The 20699-nt window shown below is 41.5% G+C and carries 17 protein-coding genes, 1 tRNA gene and 1 pseudogene; 9 read left to right on the top strand and 10 right to left on the bottom strand.

The features are described 5' to 3' along the window. Positions 1–156 precede the first annotated feature (156 nt). Both infB and AB0756_RS30910 read left to right on the top strand, forming a co-directional pair. On the top strand, positions 157–3387 hold the full coding sequence (gene infB, locus AB0756_RS30915; RefSeq protein ID WP_038087794.1) for a translation initiation factor IF-2: 3231 nt from the start codon (positions 157–159) through the stop codon (positions 3385–3387). Between the two features lie 319 nt (positions 3388–3706). Next, entirely contained in the window at positions 3707–3904 is a 198-nt protein-coding gene (locus AB0756_RS30910; RefSeq protein WP_038087791.1) for a hypothetical protein, read from the top strand. A 24-nt stretch (positions 3905–3928) separates the two neighbouring features. Here AB0756_RS30910 and AB0756_RS30905 read toward each other — a convergent pair whose 3' ends face one another. Then, positions 3929–4387: an alpha/beta hydrolase gene (locus AB0756_RS30905; protein ID WP_237265955.1), complete on the bottom strand. Its 459-nt coding sequence runs from the start codon at positions 4385–4387 to the stop codon at positions 3929–3931. Between the two features lie 720 nt (positions 4388–5107). Here AB0756_RS30905 and AB0756_RS30900 point away from each other — a divergent pair. After that, entirely contained in the window at positions 5108–6799 is a 1692-nt protein-coding gene (locus AB0756_RS30900; RefSeq protein ID WP_038087788.1) for a DUF1565 domain-containing protein, read from the top strand. A gap of 379 nt (positions 6800–7178) precedes the next feature. On the opposite strand, the gene AB0756_RS30895 is transcribed toward AB0756_RS30900, so the two are convergent. Beyond that, entirely contained in the window at positions 7179–7442 is a 264-nt protein-coding gene (locus AB0756_RS30895; RefSeq protein ID WP_038087864.1) for a DUF3493 domain-containing protein, read from the bottom strand. A 34-nt stretch (positions 7443–7476) separates the two neighbouring features. Between AB0756_RS30895 and AB0756_RS30890 the strand changes: the two genes are divergently transcribed. Then, positions 7477–7548: transfer RNA gene (locus AB0756_RS30890), tRNA-Thr, on the top strand. Positions 7549–7614: 66 nt separating this feature from the next. Beyond that, positions 7615–7863 (top strand): annotated as a pseudogene (locus AB0756_RS30885) (alkaline phosphatase); the annotation flags it as partial. A gap of 41 nt (positions 7864–7904) precedes the next feature. Here the strand turns inward: AB0756_RS30885 and AB0756_RS30880 are convergent. Then, positions 7905–8939, bottom strand: a complete 1035-nt coding sequence (locus tag AB0756_RS30880; protein ID WP_038087861.1) for a GGDEF domain-containing response regulator — start codon at positions 8937–8939, stop codon at positions 7905–7907. A 246-nt stretch (positions 8940–9185) separates the two neighbouring features. Between AB0756_RS30880 and AB0756_RS30875 the strand changes: the two genes are divergently transcribed. Continuing rightward, complete coding sequence (locus AB0756_RS30875) at positions 9186–9446, top strand: chlororespiratory reduction protein 7 (protein WP_038087786.1); 261 nt, start codon at positions 9186–9188, stop codon at positions 9444–9446. 55 nt (positions 9447–9501) lie between these two features. Here the strand turns inward: AB0756_RS30875 and AB0756_RS30870 are convergent, their stop codons facing one another. After that, positions 9502–10053, bottom strand: a complete 552-nt coding sequence (locus tag AB0756_RS30870) for a DUF2854 domain-containing protein (protein ID WP_038087784.1) — start codon at positions 10051–10053, stop codon at positions 9502–9504. A 203-nt stretch (positions 10054–10256) separates the two neighbouring features. Here AB0756_RS30870 and AB0756_RS30865 point away from each other — a divergent pair, with 203 nt between their 5' ends. Beyond that, positions 10257–10439, top strand: a complete 183-nt coding sequence (locus AB0756_RS30865; protein WP_038087781.1) for an SGNH/GDSL hydrolase family protein — start codon at positions 10257–10259, stop codon at positions 10437–10439. A 143-nt stretch (positions 10440–10582) separates the two neighbouring features. Here AB0756_RS30865 and AB0756_RS30860 read toward each other — a convergent pair whose 3' ends face one another. The 3 genes from AB0756_RS30860 to AB0756_RS30850 form a co-directional block, all read right to left on the bottom strand. Then, entirely contained in the window at positions 10583–10999 is a 417-nt protein-coding gene (locus AB0756_RS30860; protein ID WP_038087778.1) for a response regulator, read from the bottom strand. A 176-nt stretch (positions 11000–11175) separates the two neighbouring features. After that, a complete protein-coding gene (gene ppk1 / locus AB0756_RS30855; protein WP_038087775.1) occupies positions 11176–13392 on the bottom strand; it encodes a polyphosphate kinase 1 in 2217 nt (738 codons plus the stop codon). Positions 13393–13497: 105 nt separating this feature from the next. After that, positions 13498–16362 (bottom strand): ATP-binding protein, encoded by a 2865-nt coding sequence (locus AB0756_RS30850; protein ID WP_038087771.1) that lies wholly within the window; start codon positions 16360–16362, stop codon positions 13498–13500. A 580-nt stretch (positions 16363–16942) separates the two neighbouring features. On the opposite strand from AB0756_RS30850, the gene AB0756_RS30845 reads away from it, so the two are divergent. Then, entirely contained in the window at positions 16943–17503 is a 561-nt protein-coding gene (locus tag AB0756_RS30845) for an SET domain-containing protein-lysine N-methyltransferase (protein WP_137986592.1), read from the top strand. A 53-nt stretch (positions 17504–17556) separates the two neighbouring features. Next, positions 17557–18408, top strand: coding sequence for a hypothetical protein (locus tag AB0756_RS30840; protein WP_038087767.1), 852 nt, complete (start codon positions 17557–17559; stop codon positions 18406–18408). A gap of 14 nt (positions 18409–18422) precedes the next feature. On the opposite strand, the gene AB0756_RS30835 is transcribed toward AB0756_RS30840, so the two are convergent. The 3 genes from AB0756_RS30835 to lgt form a co-directional block, all read right to left on the bottom strand. Then, complete coding sequence (locus AB0756_RS30835; protein WP_038087765.1) at positions 18423–18776, bottom strand: phenylpyruvate tautomerase MIF-related protein; 354 nt, start codon at positions 18774–18776, stop codon at positions 18423–18425. 46 nt (positions 18777–18822) lie between these two features. Beyond that, complete coding sequence (cobM, locus tag AB0756_RS30830; protein ID WP_038087760.1) at positions 18823–19626, bottom strand: precorrin-4 C(11)-methyltransferase; 804 nt, start codon at positions 19624–19626, stop codon at positions 18823–18825. 146 nt (positions 19627–19772) lie between these two features. Continuing rightward, the gene (lgt, locus tag AB0756_RS30825; RefSeq protein WP_038087857.1) at positions 19773–20627 is read right to left on the bottom strand and encodes a prolipoprotein diacylglyceryl transferase; all 855 of its coding nucleotides are present in this window, start codon (positions 20625–20627) and stop codon (positions 19773–19775) included. Positions 20628–20699 lie beyond the last annotated feature (72 nt).

Raw genomic sequence — 20699 nt, 5'->3', positions numbered from 1 at the left:
TGGGGATGCCAGCATTAACAAGGGAACATCTCTCTTTCCTGATTGGAGGCATCGGCAAAAATAGCAACTGCAACCAAAAAACAGTAATCAAAAGGATGGAGATGTCACAAACCAGGCAACCATCCGCTAAAACTGTAAATTAAAGGGGAAGAGTGGATGAACAACGGCAAAGTTAGAATTTACGAGTTATCAAAGGAATTGAATTTGGATAATAAAGAGCTATTAGCAATTTGCGACCAGCTCAACATCGCGGTCAAAAGCCATAGCAGTACAATTACAGAGTCAGAAGCAGAGCGCATTCGGACTCAAGCAGAAAAATTAGCGGCAACAACTGTGCCGCAAAGAAAGGATAATGGTGGAAATAGCCATAATAGAATAAATTCACTACAAGCTGGCTCCCGAAACAGACCTGCTGCACCTAATAATCAACAAATCTTGGAGATACGTAAACCTAAAGACTTGATAAACCAGACGTCAAACGCCTCCGAGGCGTCAGTTGCTACCAACATAAAACTTGCTTCTTCTGAAGTCAATCCTCCTTCCCCCCCTAAGCCCTTCGCTACCCCAGTCTCACCCATGAAGCCGACGGCACCAAGCAAACCTGTACCCCGGAATCAGTCTGAGACCGCTCAAGAACTTGTTGTGACAGATGCGGCTGATAAGACACAAGATACAGAAAAACCGGCGGAAAAAACAACGGCAGCAAAACCAGAAAAATCGGTTGCACCTACTCAAGGGTCTAAGGTAAAACCAGAAAGACCTCAAAAACCGCAACTGACGGCACCACCTACAAGACCGGCAGGAGAAAAACCAAACACTGGCACTTCTCCCCAAGCAAATGTAAGTGAAAAGCCGATTCTGAAGCGCGATCGCGACCAAGCTAAACCAGAACGCGATCCCGAACGCGATCGCAATCGACCTGGAAAGCAAGAACAAGCTGCCAAACACGACCAGGCAAAACCTCAAAGAGAGAGAGCCAACAAACCACCCACAGGGGACTCAACAGCGGCACCGCCACAGAAACCCTCGCGTCCTGCCCCACCTGTGAGATCGGAACGCGGTGCGGGTAAACCATCAGGACCAGTACCCGCAGGCGCAGATACTCCAAGACCTAGCAGACCAATGCGCCCGTCTGCCGACCATCCTGCCGCAGCAACACTTGCGACTCCACCAAAACAAATCCCTGGCTCAACCAAAACAGCAGTTACTGCTGAAGAGGACGATGATGATGTAGTTGTCGCTGAAGTGATCGAACTCAAGCGACCAACACCGCCACGCCAAGCCAAGGGTAAGAAGTGGCAGGAAGAAGATATCGACGAACTCAAAGAAGCGGCTAAACCGGGTAAGGGCGTTACCAAAGGAAAACGCCTCAAGCCGATTGTCGATGATGAGGATTTGTTAGAAGACGATCTACTTGATGAAGAAGGACTGGAAATACCCGCCGCCATTCAAGTTAGTCTTTCTATTGCCCGTCCACCCAAACCCAAGGCAGCTAAAGCGGCACAACCGGCACTTGCTGTTGTAACTCCAGTCTCTAGAGGGAAAAAGCCCGCTAGCAATCGCGCAGAGCAGCAGCAAAATCGCCGCCAGACAGAGCAAAAGCGGGAGCGCCCCGAAATATTCACAGTTACCGGTCCGATGACCGTACAAGAACTGGCAGAAGGTTTAGCAGTTGCTGATACAGAGATTGTAAAAATCCTGTTTATGAAGGGTATAGCAGTTAGCATTACCCAAAGCCTTGATATTCCCACAATTACACAGGTTGCCAACGAGTTGGGCACGGAAATTACAACAGCCGAACCAGAAGCGGAAGCCCGTAAAGTCACTGAAATGATTGATGTCGAAGACCTGGAAAAACTCCAGCGACGTCCGCCAGTGGTGACAATCATGGGTCACGTAGACCACGGCAAAACAACCCTGCTCGACTCGATTCGCAAAACAAAGGTGGCTGCCGGCGAAGCGGGTGGTATTACTCAGCACATTGGCGCTTACCACGTAGATGTGGAACACGATGGCAAAGAGCAGCAAATCGTCTTTCTTGACACTCCCGGTCACGAAGCATTTACAGCAATGCGGGCAAGAGGAGCGCGTGTCACTGATATTGCCATCTTGGTGGTGGCTGCAGATGATGGCGTCCGTCCGCAAACTGTGGAAGCTATCAGCCATGCTAAGGCAGCTGAAGTGCCCATTGTGGTTGCTATCAACAAAATTGACAAACCGGAAGCTCAAGCTGACCGGGTGAAGCAAGAATTAACAGAATACGCTCTAGTTCCAGAAGAATGGGGCGGTGATACGATTATGGTTCCAGTCAGCGCTATCAAAGGTGAAAACCTCGATACGCTACTTGAGATGATTCTGCTAGTAGCAGAAATCGAAGAACTATCTGCTAACCCAGAGCGGATGGCGAGAGGAACTGTCATTGAAGCACATCTAGACAAAGCCAAAGGACCCGTTGCTACTCTACTGATTCAAAATGGTACATTGCACGTGGGTGACCTGTTAGTCGCAGGTTCTGTGTTCGGTAAAGTCCGAGCCATGGTGGATGACAGAGGCGCAAGAGTCGAAGCAGCCAATCCATCTTTTGCTGTTGAGGTACTTGGCTTAAGTGAAGTACCTGCGGCGGGTGATGAGTTTGAGGTCTTTGATAACGAGAAACAAGCACGATCTATTGCTGCTGACCGTGCTGAAAAACAACGTCAATCCCGCCTCATGCAGGGTCGCGTTACCCTTACAAGTCTGTCGGCTCAAGCTCAAGAGGGCGAGTTAAAAGAACTCAACTTGATCTTGAAAGGAGACGTACAGGGTTCGGTAGAAGCTATTGTGGGATCGCTCAGACAAATTCCACAAAACGAAGTGCAAATTCGTTTGTTGTTAGCATCTGCGGGTGAAATCACTCAAACGGATATCGACTTGGCTGCAGCCAGCGGAGCCGTTATTGTAGGTTTCAACACAACCTACGCAAGTGGAGCAAGACACGCTGCTGATGAAGCGGGTGTCGATGTACGGGAATATGACATTATCTACAAACTTCTGGAAGACATTCAAGGTGCTCTAGAAGGTCTCTTGGAACCAGAGTTGGTAGAAGAACACCTCGGTCAAGCCGAAGTGCGTGCTGTCTTCCCTGTCGGTCGCGGTTCTGTTGCTGGTTGTTACGTACAGTCTGGCAAACTTATACGGAACTGCAAAGTGCGTGTACGTCGGAATGGAAAGGTAATCCATGAAGATACTCTTGACTCCCTCAAGCGGATGAAAGAAGATGCACGCGAAGTCAATTCTGGTTACGAATGCGGTGTCGGTATAGATAAATATACTGATTGGGCAGAAAGTGATATCATCGAAGCCTACCAGATGGTGACTAAACGTCGTACCCTTTCTAAAACAAGATAGTGGGTACAAAATTTAGAGTTAGGAGTTGTTTGTTAAAAACTCTTAACTCTATATTTGTTTGTCAGGCAATTGTGTAGAAGGCAGACAGCAGAAGGAAGTTTCTACAAGTTGATGTTTTAATCTTTGAAAAAGAATAAATATTGTTAAACCATACGGTAAAATTTCCGTGAGTTGGGTGTAAGTTTTAGTAACCAATGAAACAGAATTAACTGTTGGAAAAGATTATGTTGGAAACTAGACAGTAGAATTATCAGGTTTCAGGCTTATCTCTTGTGGAGAGAACCTGCAATTGTGCAATTAATCATGAGGATGAACAACTATGGTTCGGATTCACGCAACGAGCGATCGCCAATTTTCCGGCGACGCAAATATATGGAACAGTCTCAAAAGCGCGATCGCCGCTAGTTCTGGTTTTCAACGCTGGTTGTTAGAGCGCGGTACTCAAGTACAAAAACTTCGCCTCGAAGAACAGGTACAGCGTTATTTACGCGAGACGCTAGAAACACTAGCGTATTGAACACAGTGAATCAATTATCAGTTATCAGTAACATTCATATATTAATTTTTTATTCATAGCGATCTGATAACTGGTTAATACTGAAGGTTTGCCAGTTAAAACTTGAGAAAATCTGGGAGATTTCCCTGTAAAATTTGAAGTTGAGGATGGGCAAGTGCAAGGCGATCGCGAAGCACAAGCTGTACCCAGCTTATCGCCATCAACTTCAACCTCCGATGTTGGATAATTTTGAATAATTTCTATTAACGTAATTTTTTTATCGTTACTTGCAGAAAGAATCAAAGCAGAACGCAAAGCTTGTCTGTTAGCCTTACTAGAAGGTGTGTAAATCACTTGAGAGATCTGGTCGAGGACTGCATTACCGACTCGACTGTTAAGTATTTTATCGAGAATTAATAAGTTAACTTTTACAGGTTCCGTCAAATACTTGCGAACTTTTTGGGGATCTTGCCCTGAAGAAGCCAGAGTAGATGAGAGTAACACACAGAAGCTGACAAAACAAATTGACGTGTAGTGTAGTGAAAATAATTGGTACATCGTTAGCCCAAATACATAATACACCCTGCTTTTTTTGACGCAATTTTAGTAAAATTAGTTGCAGCTTTTTTAACTAAGGATTTACCCAGAAATCAATTATCCTTTTTTTAGGGTGTCATCCCCATTCGGTTTATATAGCAATCCTATTTGAGAGCTAAACAAGGGAGACAAGGAAGAAAAGGAAGAGGTGTTTGTAAATCATTAGGCTTGCTATAGGGCGAAGCTATAAGCAACATCTTACAAGAAAACGTTGAATATTTTGTTATTTGGAAGCCCTCAAGATCTCAGACTGCTTTAGGAAGTTGGGAAGCTTGAGGGATCTCAAACACCAAGTCTCAGTAATGGTTCTCATTTAACCTTGCATACGCAGTTTGCCCGAGATGACTAAAAAAACTGTCATCAGTAGTTATATGGGACTTGAATTGTACAAAACTTAACGATAAAAATCCTTTCTTTTTCCAGGGAACCCAGCTGCCAAGGCATATGTCTTCGGCTATAGTTTTCCATAAGTTTCACAGCTAAAAAGCTTGTAAATAACCGGATTGAGTTGAAAGGACGAAGTATGAAGGATGAAGTATGAAGTGCGAACAACTTTTTCATTTTTTATCCATGACACTTAAGCCTTCAGTTAAACCTAATTTTGTACATTTAAAACCACAAATCAAGATGACACACCAGGGATTTAAAATTCCGCAATCAAAAAACTTTCACATTCGCGCTTTACCAGTAGGATTCAGTGCTTTGTTAGCAGTTACTGGTGGACTTATGCTTCTAGAAAAAGAGGTAAATGCAGGAGAAGTTCCTCAAAAAGTGAATGCGACCATGACGACAGCACAAGTCCCTGTTGGCGCAAACACTCTTTACGTTAATCCAGAAACAGGTCAAGATAGTTCTGATGCTGGGAGTTCAGAAGCAAAGGCTTACAAAACCATCACCTATGCTCTCAAGCAAGCCAAACCAGGTACAGTTATTCAACTCGCTCCCGGTACCTACAGTCAAGAAAGTGGAGAAGTCTTTCCACTCGCCATCGGACAGGGTGTAACCCTACGCGGAGACGAATCTACTAAAGGTCAAGGAATATTAATTGTAGGTAGTGGTAATTTTATCAGTCCCACGTTTGCACGTCAGAATATAGCAATCCTTGCCCAAAACGAGAGTGCGATCGGTGGAGTTACAGTGACCAATCCAGAAAACCGTGGTACTGGAGTTTGGATTGAAACATCCAATGCAGTAGTCAGTAACTCTACTTTTACCAACAGCGTGCGTGAGGGCGTTTTTGTTACAGGTAAAGCCAATCCAAAAATTGAAAATAACGTTTTTATTCAAAATAAAGGCAATGGAGTTTCTGTAGCTAAATCTGCCCAAGGAGAGGTTCGCAATAACTTATTTCAGAATACCGGTTTTGGTGTTGCAGTGAGCGATTTAGCATCACCTTTAATTACTGATAACCAGATTATTCAAAATAATGGTGGTGTCGTAGTTAACGGATCTTCTAAACCAGTACTTCGCAGTAACGTTATTCAAGATAACCGAGATCACGGTCTAGTTGTCATTCAAAATGCACAACCAGATTTAGGAACAGCAGAAAATCCCGGTAAGAATATAATCCGTAACAACGGTCAAAAGGATATTAAAAAGTTCTTTGACGTACTTAATGCCACCACAAGCAACACGATCGTTGCCGTTGGTAATGATATTGACGTCAAGCGAATTTCTGGTAAAGTTGAGTTTGTCGCAGCCACAGTTGAAGCACCATCGAGTGGTGGTATCGCAACAACTTTCAGAGATGTGCCTGCAGGTTATTGGGCAAAAACATATATTGAAGCACTAGCCGCTAAGAATATTATTGCTGGGTTCCCCGATGGTTCGTTTAAACCCAATGAACCAGTTACTCGCGCCCAATTTGCTGCCATTATTAGTAAAGCATTTGCACCAAGCCCCAAACGTGAAACCTCTAGTTTCAATGATGTAAGCCGCAATTTTTGGGCTTACCAAGTGATTCAATCTGCGTACCAAGGTGGTTTTGTATCTGGCTATCCTGACAAGAGTTTTAAACCAGAACAACAAATTCCGCGAGTGCAAGCACTCGTGTCCTTAGCAAGTGGGTTGGGGCTATCTGCAGATAGCCAAAATGTGTTATCTGTCTACAGTGATGCATCCCAGATTCCCAACTATGCTACAAGCTCCGTAGCAGCAGCAACTACAAAACAACTTGTGGTTAATTACCCTTCCGTAAAGCAACTCAACCCCAACCGTCAAGCAACTAGAGCAGAGGTAGCAGCTTTTGTTTACCAAGCACTCGTTAGTAGAGGTAGCCTCCAAGCAATACCTTCTCCATATCTGGTTAGAACTCCTTAGGAAAGGTTAACGAGCGGTAGCGAACTACTAACTACCTACCAACTTAAAAAGTGCCAGAACTAGCAGTTTGTCAGTTCTGGCACTTGGTGTTTGTTATGTTTTCTTAAAAACAGGGTCTTTAAAACTTTGATTGACCCCTTTGTGACTGTCTGTTTATATTCAGGGTCTTTATATAGGCTGACCCCGTTTAATTAAATACTAGTGTCTCAGAATTTTTTCGATTTCCAGATTTCCTAATATTTTTTTAATTATTTCTGTCTTTTTATTGTCTAATGTATATAATTGTTAAGCCCTATGTGAAATAGTTTATATACGTCAAGACCCAAAAAGAGGAAAAAAGGTCAAAACTTAATACTCATAATGGTTATAAAGTGTACCCCTACTTTTGACGGCGTTGTTCCCAGCGCCAAAGAAAAAACATCAAGGTAACTATTCCTATTTGAAGTGCTAAATTAGGCAAAGCGCTTTCAACATCCCGTCCAGCTAATAACTGTGCTAGAAAGACGAACATACCAATAAAACCAGAAGCAGCACAAGCAGTGTAAATAAACATTCGCAACCCTCGGTAGGGCGCTGCAGCTTCTGCTTTTAGGCGGGCGTATTGCTCGGCTTTCATGCGATTTTTACTATTGGGGTCTACCATGATGTAAATACTGTTATAATCTTGTATTATGTACGCCGATGTGGCTCAGCGGTAGAGCAGCTGATTCGTAATCAGCAGGTCACGGGTTCAAATCCCGTCATCGGCTTTAGGGGCCGCTAAATTCCCAACTTATTTAAGGATACAGCCAGTCAACGAGTGTGGATATCGTTGACTGGCTGTATCTATTTCCTCTGATTTTCCCGAAGTCTTTATTCCCTCAGTTGCAGCCGCTTTATCAGACAACCCTCACACTAAATTCTTTGATGGTAAAAACCGAGGCTACGTTCGTTGTTCCCTCACACAAAATACTTGGCAAGCAGACTACCGGGTTGTTTCTACAATTCGAGAACAAAATACAACAATTAGTACCTTAACAACTTTTGTTGTTCAGAACGGGCAATTAGGGGCTGAACGTGCTTAAAGTCTTCATTTGGAGCTGGTGGGCATTGCCCACCCAACCGCTCAATGATTTAACTGCTTGAGAATTATGCGATTGCGCCCCTCTGCTTTTGCTTGGTAAAGAGCCTTATCTGCTACCATAATTAAGGTTGTTGGAGACACTTCAAACTTGGGAACAGTCATGGCTACTCCTACACTTAGGGTAATGAAGTGGCTGACTGTGGATTCAAGGTGCTCAATTTCAAGTTCTCTAACACCTGCTTGCATGGCAGCAGCAACGTGAACTGCACGAGTTACATGGGTGTTAGGCATAATCACGGCAAATTCTTCACCACCGTAACGCGCTACCAAATCCTGATTTTTCTCAACTGTACGACTTAGGACATTTGCAACTTTTTGCAAACAAATGTCTCCAGCAATGTGACCGTACTTATCGTTGTAAAGTTTAAAATAATCTATATCACACAATATCAAAGATAACGGCAATTGTTCCTCTACCGAGTTCAACCACTGAGCGTTTAAATATTGGTCAAAACGACGGCGATTTGCAACTCCAGTTAACCCATCAACATTAGCAAGTTCTTGTAAAGCTTGGGTCACTGCCTCTAACTGTTTGTAAAGTTGTGCTTGTTGTAACAGCCTTTTAACTCGTTGGCGCAGCACTGCCCAATTAATTGGTTTGGTTACATAATCGCTTGCTCCTGCCTCAAAAGCCCGGTCTACTGATTCCGAATCTTCTAAACCTGTAATCATTAAAATAGGAATGCGATCGCACAATCTTGAAATCGTACTATTCCCAAAAGAGAATCCTGGCATAGAATGAACAAGACTCGAAGCAAAAAGAGTTCTGGACAACTGAGTTAATTGCTTGCAACAACTAAAGCCATCCATCACTGGCATAACAGCATCTAACAAAATGAGGTCTGGTTTGACGGCTGTGAATGTCTCCAGACACTGTTTGCCGTTAGAAACATCGACCACACGATAGCCTTCTGTTTCCATCACTTCACGTAACAGCATCCGAATGGTCTTATCATCGTCAGCAACAAGAATCAAAGGGGGGTCGTTGGAGATAGAAAATTGGCTTATGCCCGACATGAGTTGCATTCCATAAAGCATTTTATAAAATAGACAACACGGTTGTGGCAGGATGGTCATTACACTCTACCGCTCCACCGTGCTTTGACTGGCAAACTGAAGATGCTTCTTTTATAATTCCCATACTCTGATGTCCAATTACTAAGCTCTCAAGCTTTTATTTTCCCGTAATGGACTAGTCAGGATATTCGCGAGAGGATGCCTGCAGAATGTAAAATTACAGTAAACCTTACAACATTAGCTTATATGCCAGACTCATTAATGTATAGTCAAGATTATTTTGTGGTTTTAGAAACAAATCAACCAGAGCAATTTTTGACTGCGCTAGAATTACTTGAAAAGCTAAAAAATGTTTTACACAATATTAAAATTGAAGATTTAACGCCCGATCTGCGAGCCTTAAATTCATCTGAAGAGCGGGCAAAATATTTAATAGATACAAGCTGTGAACTAGATGTTGGGCAAGGTCAATACTTACAATGGTATGCTGTTAGATTGGAAAAATGATTTTTGAGAGTTGATAGTAGTTAGTTGTTAACAACTAACTACTATCAACTAACCACTAACCCTTTGAATTGACAACTAAAGACAACTCAATTTGATTTGAATCTGGTTGTGTGACTGTAACTTCCACACCAGGGCCAAAATAATTGGTCATTTTTTCCTGCTTTTTTTGCCAGATATCAATTGGCACCGAAGGTGAATTAAATTCCAAAATGAGGGCATAAGCTCCATTAATTTCTGTTTCTCTCAGTCCTGATATTTCCGGTCTATCTTCATCTGAAGAACCAAGACCCAAAAATTCTAAAGATTTATCGAAATGAGCATCTTGACCGTAGCAATATCGAGTCAAGTCTTTGCGAATTTTAGTTTGAGTAGAAGTGGCTTGTTGCTCTCGTAATGCCAATACTTCTGGTGTTGTCGGTTGACTAAAAGGCACAGGTGAAATTTCGTTAGCTTTGAGAGCTAGTCCTCCTAAAAGAAGAGGAATCCCATAAAAAAAGCCGACTAGATTGAGTGTGGCATTGTCTGCGGCATAAGCCACAAAGCCGATTATTGTTAAAACCCCACCGACAGTTAACCCAAGCGTTCCCAAAGAAAATTGGCGTAACATGATTTCCGTATAGTACAAATTCCTAGTATTTCTTTTGTACTACTATTTAGTCGCTATTCACAAGCAAAATAACTATAAAATCTCACGCAATGACCCAAGATGTTTTGCCTGAGTCTGGGAAACCTTCATGAGATGGTTTAAAAGTTTGCGTTTTTACGCTAAGTTTAAAAGTAAGAATATTGTTTTAAGATAAAAATACAACGATGGATGCACAAACACTTAAAGAAAGGGTAGCCCTAGTCAGCGCTAAACGCGAGTATCTGCTAAATCTTTTGGAAAAACCCAATCTGGGAACTTTAAGAGTAGATGTCAATCAAGCGCTAGAAGAAATGGATGATCTAATTGATGAGTTTAGACGCACGTTTCCCGATACAGAAATAATTTGAGGACTGTAGGTCGCCAAAAGCAAATTCGGCGTCAATAGGAATTGTCAAGCTGCAATTCTACTGACGCACTCAAGTAATAACATTTTGTTCTAACCCAAGTCCAATTGAGTTGCCGATCTCCCAAGTTACGCATACGGCATCATTTAACCGGCTACTGAGTGGTTTTCAGATTTCATACCTAATTGTCTTACTAAAGCAATCAATTCTGTTGTAGGTACGTCTTTTTTACAGAAAGCATCCAGGCTACCAATTTCTTTGGTATCTTGAAGCTTGACATCCTCAACAGAGGAGTAAGCAATGATTTGGGTATTTGGGGCAATAGCTTTAATCTGACGAGATGCATCCCAACCATCCATAATTGGCATTTGTAAATCTAGAACGATCACATCCGGGTGAGTACGTTCAACCAATTCTATGGCTTCTTGACCATTGCTAGCTAAACCCACTACTTGGATATTTTCTTGGCAAGAAAACGCTAATTTCAAGGTTAAGCGAGTTAATTCGTGGTCATCGACCACGATAACTCTTAAGGTAGAAGACTCACAGGACAACATTAACATCCTACGGAACTAGAGATAATATTAGGATAACTTTTATAGTTTATGAGAACAGGCGGCTGAACTCACTCTATCCAATGGTTGAATAATTTCTCAGTTCCAATGATATGTATAGTAATATCTCAAAAAAGAGAGTTCTACCGGGAACAATAAGCAGTTAACTATCAAAATATTGTGAGCTAATTGTCAAGTTGGGATGAAATTTTCTTCGTATTCGTACTTACAGTATTTGGAGTACTTGCGTTGATGCTTGAAGCCATATTCATAAGAATTTTTTGCGAACTAGCATCCGGACAATCTTCAGCAGGGTGTCTTTGGATATAGCTACCATCTTGTTGTAATTCCCAAGCTTGACGATTATCTGCAAGCATAATTCCCAAAATTTCCTGCAAATCTTTAGCAATATCTGGATCTAAGATAGGAGTAATGACTTCTACTCTGCGGTCTAAGTTACGAGGCATCCAGTCGGCACTACCAATATAAATCTCTTCCTGTCCATTATTGTAGAAATAATATACGCGAGAGTGTTCGAGAAAACGGCCTACAATACTGATTACGCGAATATTTTCACTAATATCTTTCAAACCAGGACGCAAACAGCACATACCTCTGACAATTAAGTCAATTTGTACGCCTGCACGAGATGCTTGGTATAATACCGAAATGATTTCAGGATCGACAAGAGAGTTCATCTTAGCAACAATGCGCCCGCTCAGACCGTTCTGAACGTTTTCAATTTCTCGATGAACCAAAGAAATAAAGCGATCGCGCATATTCACGGGAGCCACCAACAGCAGTCGGTAAGACTTTTGCCGAGAGTATCCTGTCAAAAAATTAAAAACATCTGTAACATCAGCGCCTAAATCCTCATTACAGCTAAATAATCCCAAGTCTGTATACAGTCGTGCTGTTTTTGGATTATAGTTACCAGTTCCAATATGTACGTAGCGACGAATGCGATCTTGTTCGCGCCGCACGACCATAACAGTTTTGCAGTGAGTCTTCAAACCTACCAAACCATAAACAACGTGAACTCCAACACTTTCCAGACGCTTTGCCCACTTAATATTGTTCTCTTCATCAAATCGCGCCTTAAGTTCTACCAGTACAGAAACTTGCTTGCCATTTTCAGCAGCAGCAATTAAGGCATTGAGGATAGGCGAGTCAAAAGATGTCCGATAGAGAGTCATCTTAATTGCCAACACATTGGGGTCATATGCCGCACTAGTAATAAACCGCACAACGGTTGATGAAAAGGATTGATATGGATGATGTACGAGCAAATCCTTTTCTTGAATAACTGAAAAAAAATCTTTTCCTTCCTCTAGTTCTCGCAGGTTGGAGTTTATAATTGGCTCCTTAATCCGTTGCAAGCGGAGAGGAACTACAGACTTCCACGGTAAATCTTTCAGTTCTGGGACTGGGATTGACATAAAGAACATTAAATCTTTTAGCCCCATCAAACCGTCAACTTGATAGACATCGTTTTCCGTTAATTCCAAATCCTCTAGCAATCTTTTTCTGACTGATTCAGGAGTCTGAGAGTGTATTTCTAACCTTAAAGGAGAACCCCCAACACGTCGCTTTCTCAGCTCGTGTTCAATGGCAAGTAATAAATCATCAGCTTCATCTTCTTCCAATTCCAAATCTGCATCACGAGTGATGCGAAACATATGATATTCCTGAATGTTCATTCCAGGAAATAAAGACTCTAAATTGTGAGCAATTGCTTGTTCTAGGGGTACACCAGTCCAAATAGCAGGTTTTTCTGAATCTTGAACTCCCAATTCAAGTGGCAAAGGCAAAAATCTCGGTAAAACAGTAGGGACTTTAACTCTAGCAAACAACTCCTCTTCTGTTTCCGGATTTTTAAGCACAACAGCCAGATTGAGGCTGAGATTGGAGATATAAGGGAAAGGATGACTCGGATCGACAGCCAAAGGAGTGACAACGGGAAAAATTTGTTCTTCGTAGTACTTGTCTAAATAATTTTTTTGCCTTTCCGAGAGATTTATGTAATCTAAAATATGGATTCCGTGTTCGACCAACTGGGGTCGCAAGCTTTTTTCAAAATGTTCGTGTTGCTGAGCAATTAATGGACGTAAAGCCATACTAATCTCCTCAAGCTGCTGTTGAGGTGTACGACCATCAAAAGTCACCAAGCTAATTTTTGCCTCTACTTGTTCCTTAAGTGCAGCAACGCGCACCATAAAGAACTCATCCAAATTAGAGCTAAAGATTGCCAGAAACTTTAGACGTTCTATAAGAGGCGTGCGTGGGTCACAGGCTTCATGTAACACCCTTTTATTAAACTCCAGCCAGCTTAACTCCCGGTTAAGGTAGTATTGTGAATCTCTGAGATTGATTTGATGAGCGGTCTTCTTAGATTTTGCCATAATGACCTAGTACCACGTAGTATATCCAAGTTAGGAGCCTGGATATTAAACAATAGTAGAGGAAAAGCGGTAATCTCTTCTATCTAGCGGTCAAGAAAAAACACACTATTTACCGATCGCCACTCGTTGTTTAATAGGAATTTCAATCAAAAATTCTGTCCCTTGTCCCGGTTGAGAGATGCACTCTAACTTACCGCCATGCTTTTCCACAACAATTTGATAACAAATTGATAACCCCAAACCAGTTCCTTTGCCAACTGGTTTGGTTGTAAAGAAAGGATCGAACAATCGGTTTTTCACATCTGGGGACATTCCCGGTCCGTTGTCTTTAATGCGGATCGTGACATGAGAATTCTGTTCGAGACGTGTCTGGATAGTAATGAGACTGAAGTATTTTTCATTCTTCAGTTGTAACCATTCCGCTTCCTGCTGGCGCAAAGCATCAACGGCATTTGCCAAAATATTCATAAAAACTTGATTTAATTGTCCTGCATAGCATTCTATTGGCGGTAATTTATCATATTCTTTGAGAACTTCAATTTCTGATTGTGCTGATTTTTCTTTTAAAGAATTTTGTAAAATCAGTAAAGTACTTTCAATTCCTTCATGAATATCAACAGGTTTCATCTCGGCTTCATCCAAACGAGAGAAATTGCGTAAAGTCAGAACAATTTCACGAATGCGTTGTGCTCCTACTTTCATTGAATTGAGAGTTTTCGGTACATCTTCTTGCAAAAAATCTAAATCAATATCAGCAATAAACTTAAGAATATCTAGAGTTGAATTGGGATATTCCTGTTGGTAAAGTTGGACTAATTTTAATAAATCTTGAGTATAATTTTCAAGATGAACTAAATTTCCATAAATAAAATTTACAGGGTTATTGATTTCATGGGCAACACCGGCAACAAGTTGACCGAGACTGGACATTTTTTCAGATTGAATTAATTGCGATTGTGTATTTTGTAATTCTTTGAGGGTTTGTTCTAATTCAGTGGCTTGCTGTCTTAAGGTGGCTTCCGAATGCCGTAACGTGTCTTCAGCAAGTTTGCGATCGCTAATATCTCGTAAAAAGACAATATATTCTTGATTTTGGTGATTGGTGCGTTGCGAAACAGTGGCTTCCACGATTCGATGGGGAGAATTTTTTAGGCTATGTTCGCTAGTACTTTGCCAAGAAGCAGGGAGATTATCCAAATCAGAGAGAAATTCATCTAGATAACGCCCTATTAGTTGATTGACGATCGTTCCTAATAAAGTTTCAGCCGCAGGATTAGCTTGAGTAATAACACCATTTCGATCTAAGACAAGAACCGTATCGGGAACAGTATCGAGAGCCGTGATAAATCGTCTTTCTGCTACTTCACGGGCTTCAGCAATGGATGCAATTTGTGGTAATGTCGTCCAGCAAGCAATAGCAACTGCAATAAAAGCAACTGTTGCCAGTAAAACAATTAATAAATTAGTACTCTCTGTGTAAAAAGTTTTATCGAGATGAGTACTGATGAACCAACCAATTGTGGTACCACTACAGGTTAGTAACAGTAAGATAATGACTTGAACGGCAACAAAATCCTTGAAAAAAGCAGTAGGTTGACTGTTGTTACGCAAAGCCCACCAGCGCGGGTGGAAAGGCGCAAGTCTAATGCGACGGATTGCAGTATCAAAAACTAAAATAATGATGGGTAATAACAATCCGATGAGAAAATCTTGCCAACTCCAAGCCAAGCCCCCAACCGTTAGGACGATCGCTTCTAAAATAAAAAACAATAGCGATAACCAAGCCCATCGTACTTCTGGTCTATCCCGACACAGCCACAACCCCAGATGAAATGCCGTAATGGATGCTAGGTAACCCGTATTTGTAATCACGACAATTCTGGTGAAATCTCCCCAAACTAAATTCAAGACACTGCATAAAAAAGTAAATACCAATGCAGGAGCCAAAACACCTCTTTTTGAAACAACAGCAAATACAGGTGATATGTGTCCGTCAAGAGAGAGTTGGTACAAAATTCGGGGTAAGATGCAAACAGCGCTAGCGGAAGCGAGAAGGCTTGAAAAAGTTATGAGCAGCGTGACTAAAATAGAAGCAAACTGACCCCAAAATGGCTGGGATACTGCTAAAAGGCTCAAATAGGCGTTGTCTTGTTCTGTGACTGTTGTTGGCTGAGCTAGTATCCAATTGCATCCTAAAAAGATGAGTGGCATGAGCCAAGAAGCAAACGTCAAAAACCGTAAAGTGTCTTTGGGGGATTCGCTGTCAGCAACAAACGAAGCTGTCGTTTCACAGCTGTAGATATTCCAAGTTGCAATGAAATACCACTTTGCCCAGTCAACAAATTGTACAGACGTACTCCCTTTCGTCTCTATAACGTGAAGAAAACTGGAACTGCCATCTGAGAGAGACAACCACCACAAACCTTGCAAGCAAAAAGCAAGTAGAGACACGATTGAAGGCACAACTAAAAACAAATGCAATATTGCTAAAGCACGAGTACCACTGAAGGCAACCACAAAAACAACGCAGGTGAAACCAATTTTCAGCGCCATTTCCGGACACGCGATTCCAAATGGTTCGAGATTTACCTTTATCAAGTCAGTCAGCATAATCGCGTACACCACTGGAACTGATACCCATCCTACAAAGTATCCCAGTGCTACATACCGACCTAACCCTGAATAGTTCTTAAGTAACCGTGCTGCGTAGTTAGGTGTTCCTCCTGACATATCTTTCCAATACTTACCCAAACGCTGCACTTGCAAGTTCAGTAGAATGCCTACAATCACACCAGGCAGACAGAGGATTATTGCATTTGCTCCAAGTGCTGTACACAAACCGGGTGCTACACTAATCCATCCAATGTGAGAAGTCAGACCAAAGCTCCAAGTTTCAAAGACACTCAGACTTCGGGGAAGTTGGTATGACAATTTATTGTTGTTTGCACCCACAATTGGCTGAGTATGCATTGTACATAACTTGATTGTAATAGTTAAATCATTGAAATAACCTATTTTTTCATTTTTAAATAACCGTACAAATGCTGAAAATATGACTTTTTCTTATTGTTCAATAATTTTCCTCAGTAAAAATCCGGGAAATCAAAATTTCTAACTAATTTTAAGAATTGAATCAGTGTTTTTACGTGACTTTAATAAAAGTCTTACCTAACAATACTTGTGAAGAAGTTTGGGTTTGAGTTACTCTGTAAAATTACGCATCTTTATTTTAAATTTATGATTTTATCTATTTTATACAGTGTTTGTCACTATTTCTATTCAAAAACAAAATACGTTGAATTACTATTGACATTACAGAGTTTGTATTTTAGATTTTTTTTATATTCACTATGTAACTGTAATTTCACTGTGTTCGGATAACACTGAGTCATCAAGATCTTTGATTCAACCCAATAGAGTTTTTTGGAAATAATTATGCAATTGTTGATTCAAAACAGTTAGCAGAAATTGACTTGACACTGTCAAGTTGTACTCCAATTTCAATAAATACTGCTCGGCTTAATTGATTGGGTTAAAGCACCAAATCCTCATGAACAAAAGTCAAGAGAACAGATACATCATGGAAAAATTTGAAGTTAATACTACAGCTAAAGGGACTGGAATAATTACAACCTCAAAAGTGAGGAAAGGTGAAGTCTTCCATAGAATAACAAACTATAAAATCGTGAAAAAACCTACCTATACAAGCGTCCAAATTGATGTAGAGGCACACATTGAAGAGCCAATCCTGGGCAAGCTCAATCACTCTTGCAATCCCAATCTGATTGTAAACACTAAAACTTTGGAATGTGTCGCAGCAAGAGATATTGAACCTTATGAAGAAGTCAACTTTTTCTATCCCAGTACGGAGTGGGAGATGGATCAACCTTTTATCTGTATGTGCGGTTCGCCACAGTGTATGGGAATTGTAGCAGGAGCCAAGTATCTTTCGTTAAATATTCTAAGTTTGCAATTTATCAATCACCACATTCGCCACAAAGCTTTGAGTTGCTTGGAAGCAAAAGTGTTTAAGAATGATGTCTTTGTTGAAACAAGAAATAGTTTGAAGGTTGAAACAGATACCTTGTCTCTCTCTGTTACAAAAGCTTAAGACAACCGCACAAGTCATCCGTGTTTTTTATCAATTCAAGGAGTTTAAGCATCATGATTAACACGCTGAATCAACCCGCAACAACTATCACTATTGAAAGGGATGAAGTTTGTAAAACTATTGCTGAAGAATATACATCGCTGACTTTTAAAAAACTCCTTGAAGAAGCCACAAGTGGCGAAGCTCTTCTACGGCTTATGGGTCGATTTTTTCAATACTCCGCTGCTTTTGCACCGTGTCAAACTTGTTTGGCTGGATATATTGCTGTTCGCAAAGATTTATTCAACACCTCTAATGAAGTCGGAGTGTTTGCCGATCGAAGTGTTGAAATAGGAGCAGGTATGTTTTTTGGTGCAATTGATGAGTTTGGCGATCGCGAAGCACCTGAACCGCATACCCATCGAGCTTTAGCTCTAGCAACACTCAAAGGTATGGCACAATTTTTCGACTATGATATGTTAGCTCTTAGCAGACTTATATATCAACACGAACCTACCAATGATGCGATCGGTAAGGTTCATCGTAGTGGCGGTATTAACATGGTTGTGGATGAAGCACATCTGTTTCGTGCGATTGGCTTTCATTTGGGAACTGAAGTCTTGGGAGAAGATGAAAACCGTGTTTTAGAAGAGTTTTTTCGCACAAAGCGTCCCGAGCTAACGAGATATTTACAAGAAACAAAAGTGGAGATTGATGGCAAAGTAATTCCGGCTTACTACTGGTTCAGCCGCCACATTGTTGCAGAAGCAGAGCATTTTGATGCCGGAATACAATCTGCTAACCAAGCTCTTCAGTACTATACGGGTTCGGAAGACAAGCAACAAGTCAAGCGTTGGATTCTTGAAGGAGTGCGAGAGATTGCCGTACAGATGTCAGAGTTCATGGCAGAAGTTTCAAAGAACTAGGAACATTCAATTCCCTAGCCAAAGGTCGTACCATTCCAGCCCCACATTGCAGCCCTAGAATCAGCAAACTCTATGTATATTCGATTTTGAGGCACACCCAATGCTCGATCGATTTCCTGGCAAAAATCTTGACTCATTTCCTTAGTTTGTTGTGGCAGCATTGTTCCGATACTCTTTATTTCTACGTAACAAACGGGATCGGTTGTTCCACCAAAAGTCATAGGAATTTCGGTTTCAAAAGCTGTCATGACATAGGATTCTGGTTTACCTGTATGTTTCGCTAACTTAGCTGATAAATTTTTGAGCAGAGTTTCAATTTCAGCTTTTGGGGGAGTTGATACAGAAGTTTGAACTTTGATAAGCGGCATAGGTAAATTTTGGATGCGTGGATTTTGGATTGGGAATTGCTTAATTCTATGAATGTCGAAATAAATGGCTGTGTTCGGGATGATATAAACGAGAACGTCCTGTTGTTTGCGATAAGGCAGGGCTGATGACGTAAAGGGTAGTACGGATAAGTTTTTCTTTATGAGTACACTCTGCCATTTGATTGAGGGGTACAACCACAATTCTCTCATCAGACCATCCCAAACGATAGCAAATGGCCACGGGTGTTTCTACTGAATAGTGTTCTAGTAACTTGGCTTGGGCTTGTTCAACATGACGCGCACTTAGGTACAGGCAAAGGCTCGCTTGATGGGCGGCGAGAGTTGCAAGTTCTTCTGTCGCAGGCACTTCTGTACGTCCGCTGATACGCGTCAGTATAATTGTTTGGACTAAACCGGGAACCGTCAGTTCTAATTTGAGTTTGGCGGCGGCTGCTTGAAAAGCGCTGATACCCGGTATGACTTCAAAAGGAATGTTTGCTTCTGCCAAAAGATTCATTTGTTCGTGAATTGCGCTGTAGAGACTGGGATCGCCGGAATGAAGTCGCACGACAGATTTTTGCGATCGCACCCGTTCTACCATAATTGGTAAAATTTCTTCTAAAGTTTTATTTGCAGTGCGAATAATCTCGGCATCATCTCGACAAAGTTGTAGCATTTGTTGCGGTACTAAAGAATCTGCAAATAAGATGGCATCAGCGGATGAAAGCAATTTTTGTGCTTTAACCGTGAGCAATTCAGGATCTCCAGGACCCGCGCCTACAATATACACTGCTGGTTCTACGGGCATAAGTTTTTTTTCTTCCTTAAAAAGGATAGTAGATTCACGCATAAACAAGCACGCGATCGAGTTTCTAAAAAAAATCTTGGCATTTTTCCGTAGCTTTCCGGATGTACCCCCCTAGCTTAGAAGAATGTATTGGTAGATGCACCCTGGTTAAGCCCTAGAGAATACTCTGGGGCATTTTTTATTTTTGGTCACAGGTCAGGCGTAACGACATCTGGTAGACGCCGTTTAGCTATGTAAAGCCAAGCTAACCCAGCTAACCCAAAAATAATTCCAAGCAGACTGACGATTTGTGCGATTCGCAATGGACCGAACATCAAACTATCCGTCCGAAGACCTTCTATCCAAAAACGCCCCAAACTATATCCTGCTAAATAAACCAAAGATAGCGTACCGATTTTTAGAGAAGGTTTGCCTGATAAACTCCGAAAAAACAATGTTATCAGTAAAGCGAATACTGCTAAATCCCATAAAGATTCATATAAGAAGGTAGGATGGAAGTATTTAAATTCGGCTAATTCTGGAGGACGGCGTTCTGCTGGAATGTAGAGTTTCCAAGGCAGATTGGTAGGGCTGCCAAAAGCTTCTGAGTTAAAGAAATTTCCCCAACGTCCAATGGCCTGACCGAGAATCAATGAAGGAGCAACTAAATCTGCTAATTGCCAAAAAGGTACTCGCTTGAGTTTGGCAAAGATTAACGCTGCTATGACACCACCAATAATGGCTCCATGAATGGCAATACCCCCTTGCCAAATGGCAATGATGCGTTCTGGATGCTGAGCGTACTCCGACCACTCGAACAAAACGTAGTATAATCTTGCGGCAGGAATTGCCCCAAGTACCAACCAGATTGATAAATCGCTAAGCAAATCGGGATTGACATCGCGACGCTTTGCCAAGTACTGAGAAAGGCTAACGCCAATCAAAACGGCTGAAGCAATCAAAAAGCCATACCAACGGATAACCAGTGGTCCTATCTTTACTAGAATGGGGCCTGGTGAAGTAAATTGAAATGCCAAGGGTAAAGTGAAAAAGTCCGGTATCATACAAAAGTACATAAAAGGCAAGAGAATAAAAGTGTGGTTTGAAAAGAGTTGTTGTTGAAACCTGCAGGCATA

Source organism: Tolypothrix campylonemoides VB511288_2 (genome assembly GCF_045999855.1).
Lineage (GTDB): Bacteria > Cyanobacteriota > Cyanobacteriia > Cyanobacteriales > Nostocaceae > Scytonema > Scytonema bouteillei_A.
Note: the sequence above shows the minus strand (reverse complement) of the source record. Positions and strands in the feature narration are given on the sequence as shown.

What these genes read in the sequence shown, in the direction of transcription:
- infB (WP_038087794.1), top strand. Translation starts at nt 157, where the DNA reads ATGAACAACGGCAAAGTTAGAATTTACGAGTTATCAAAGGAATTGAAT.
- AB0756_RS30910 (WP_038087791.1), top strand. Translation starts at nt 3,707, where the DNA reads ATGGTTCGGATTCACGCAACGAGCGATCGCCAATTTTCCGGCGACGCA.
- AB0756_RS30900 (WP_038087788.1), top strand. Translation starts at nt 5,108, where the DNA reads ATGACACACCAGGGATTTAAAATTCCGCAATCAAAAAACTTTCACATT.
- AB0756_RS30895 (WP_038087864.1), bottom strand. Translation starts at nt 7,442, where the DNA reads ATGGTAGACCCCAATAGTAAAAATCGCATGAAAGCCGAGCAATACGCC.
- AB0756_RS30880 (WP_038087861.1), bottom strand. Translation starts at nt 8,939, where the DNA reads ATGTCGGGCATAAGCCAATTTTCTATCTCCAACGACCCCCCTTTGATT.
- AB0756_RS30875 (WP_038087786.1), top strand. Translation starts at nt 9,186, where the DNA reads ATGCCAGACTCATTAATGTATAGTCAAGATTATTTTGTGGTTTTAGAA.
- AB0756_RS30870 (WP_038087784.1), bottom strand. Translation starts at nt 10,053, where the DNA reads ATGTTACGCCAATTTTCTTTGGGAACGCTTGGGTTAACTGTCGGTGGG.
- AB0756_RS30865 (WP_038087781.1), top strand. Translation starts at nt 10,257, where the DNA reads ATGGATGCACAAACACTTAAAGAAAGGGTAGCCCTAGTCAGCGCTAAA.
- AB0756_RS30860 (WP_038087778.1), bottom strand. Translation starts at nt 10,999, where the DNA reads ATGTTAATGTTGTCCTGTGAGTCTTCTACCTTAAGAGTTATCGTGGTC.
- ppk1 (WP_038087775.1), bottom strand. Translation starts at nt 13,392, where the DNA reads ATGGCAAAATCTAAGAAGACCGCTCATCAAATCAATCTCAGAGATTCA.
- AB0756_RS30850 (WP_038087771.1), bottom strand. Translation starts at nt 16,362, where the DNA reads ATGCATACTCAGCCAATTGTGGGTGCAAACAACAATAAATTGTCATAC.
- AB0756_RS30845 (WP_137986592.1), top strand. Translation starts at nt 16,943, where the DNA reads ATGAACAAAAGTCAAGAGAACAGATACATCATGGAAAAATTTGAAGTT.
- AB0756_RS30840 (WP_038087767.1), top strand. Translation starts at nt 17,557, where the DNA reads ATGATTAACACGCTGAATCAACCCGCAACAACTATCACTATTGAAAGG.
- AB0756_RS30835 (WP_038087765.1), bottom strand. Translation starts at nt 18,776, where the DNA reads ATGCCGCTTATCAAAGTTCAAACTTCTGTATCAACTCCCCCAAAAGCT.
- cobM (WP_038087760.1), bottom strand. Translation starts at nt 19,626, where the DNA reads ATGCGTGAATCTACTATCCTTTTTAAGGAAGAAAAAAAACTTATGCCC.
- lgt (WP_038087857.1), bottom strand. Translation starts at nt 20,627, where the DNA reads ATGATACCGGACTTTTTCACTTTACCCTTGGCATTTCAATTTACTTCA.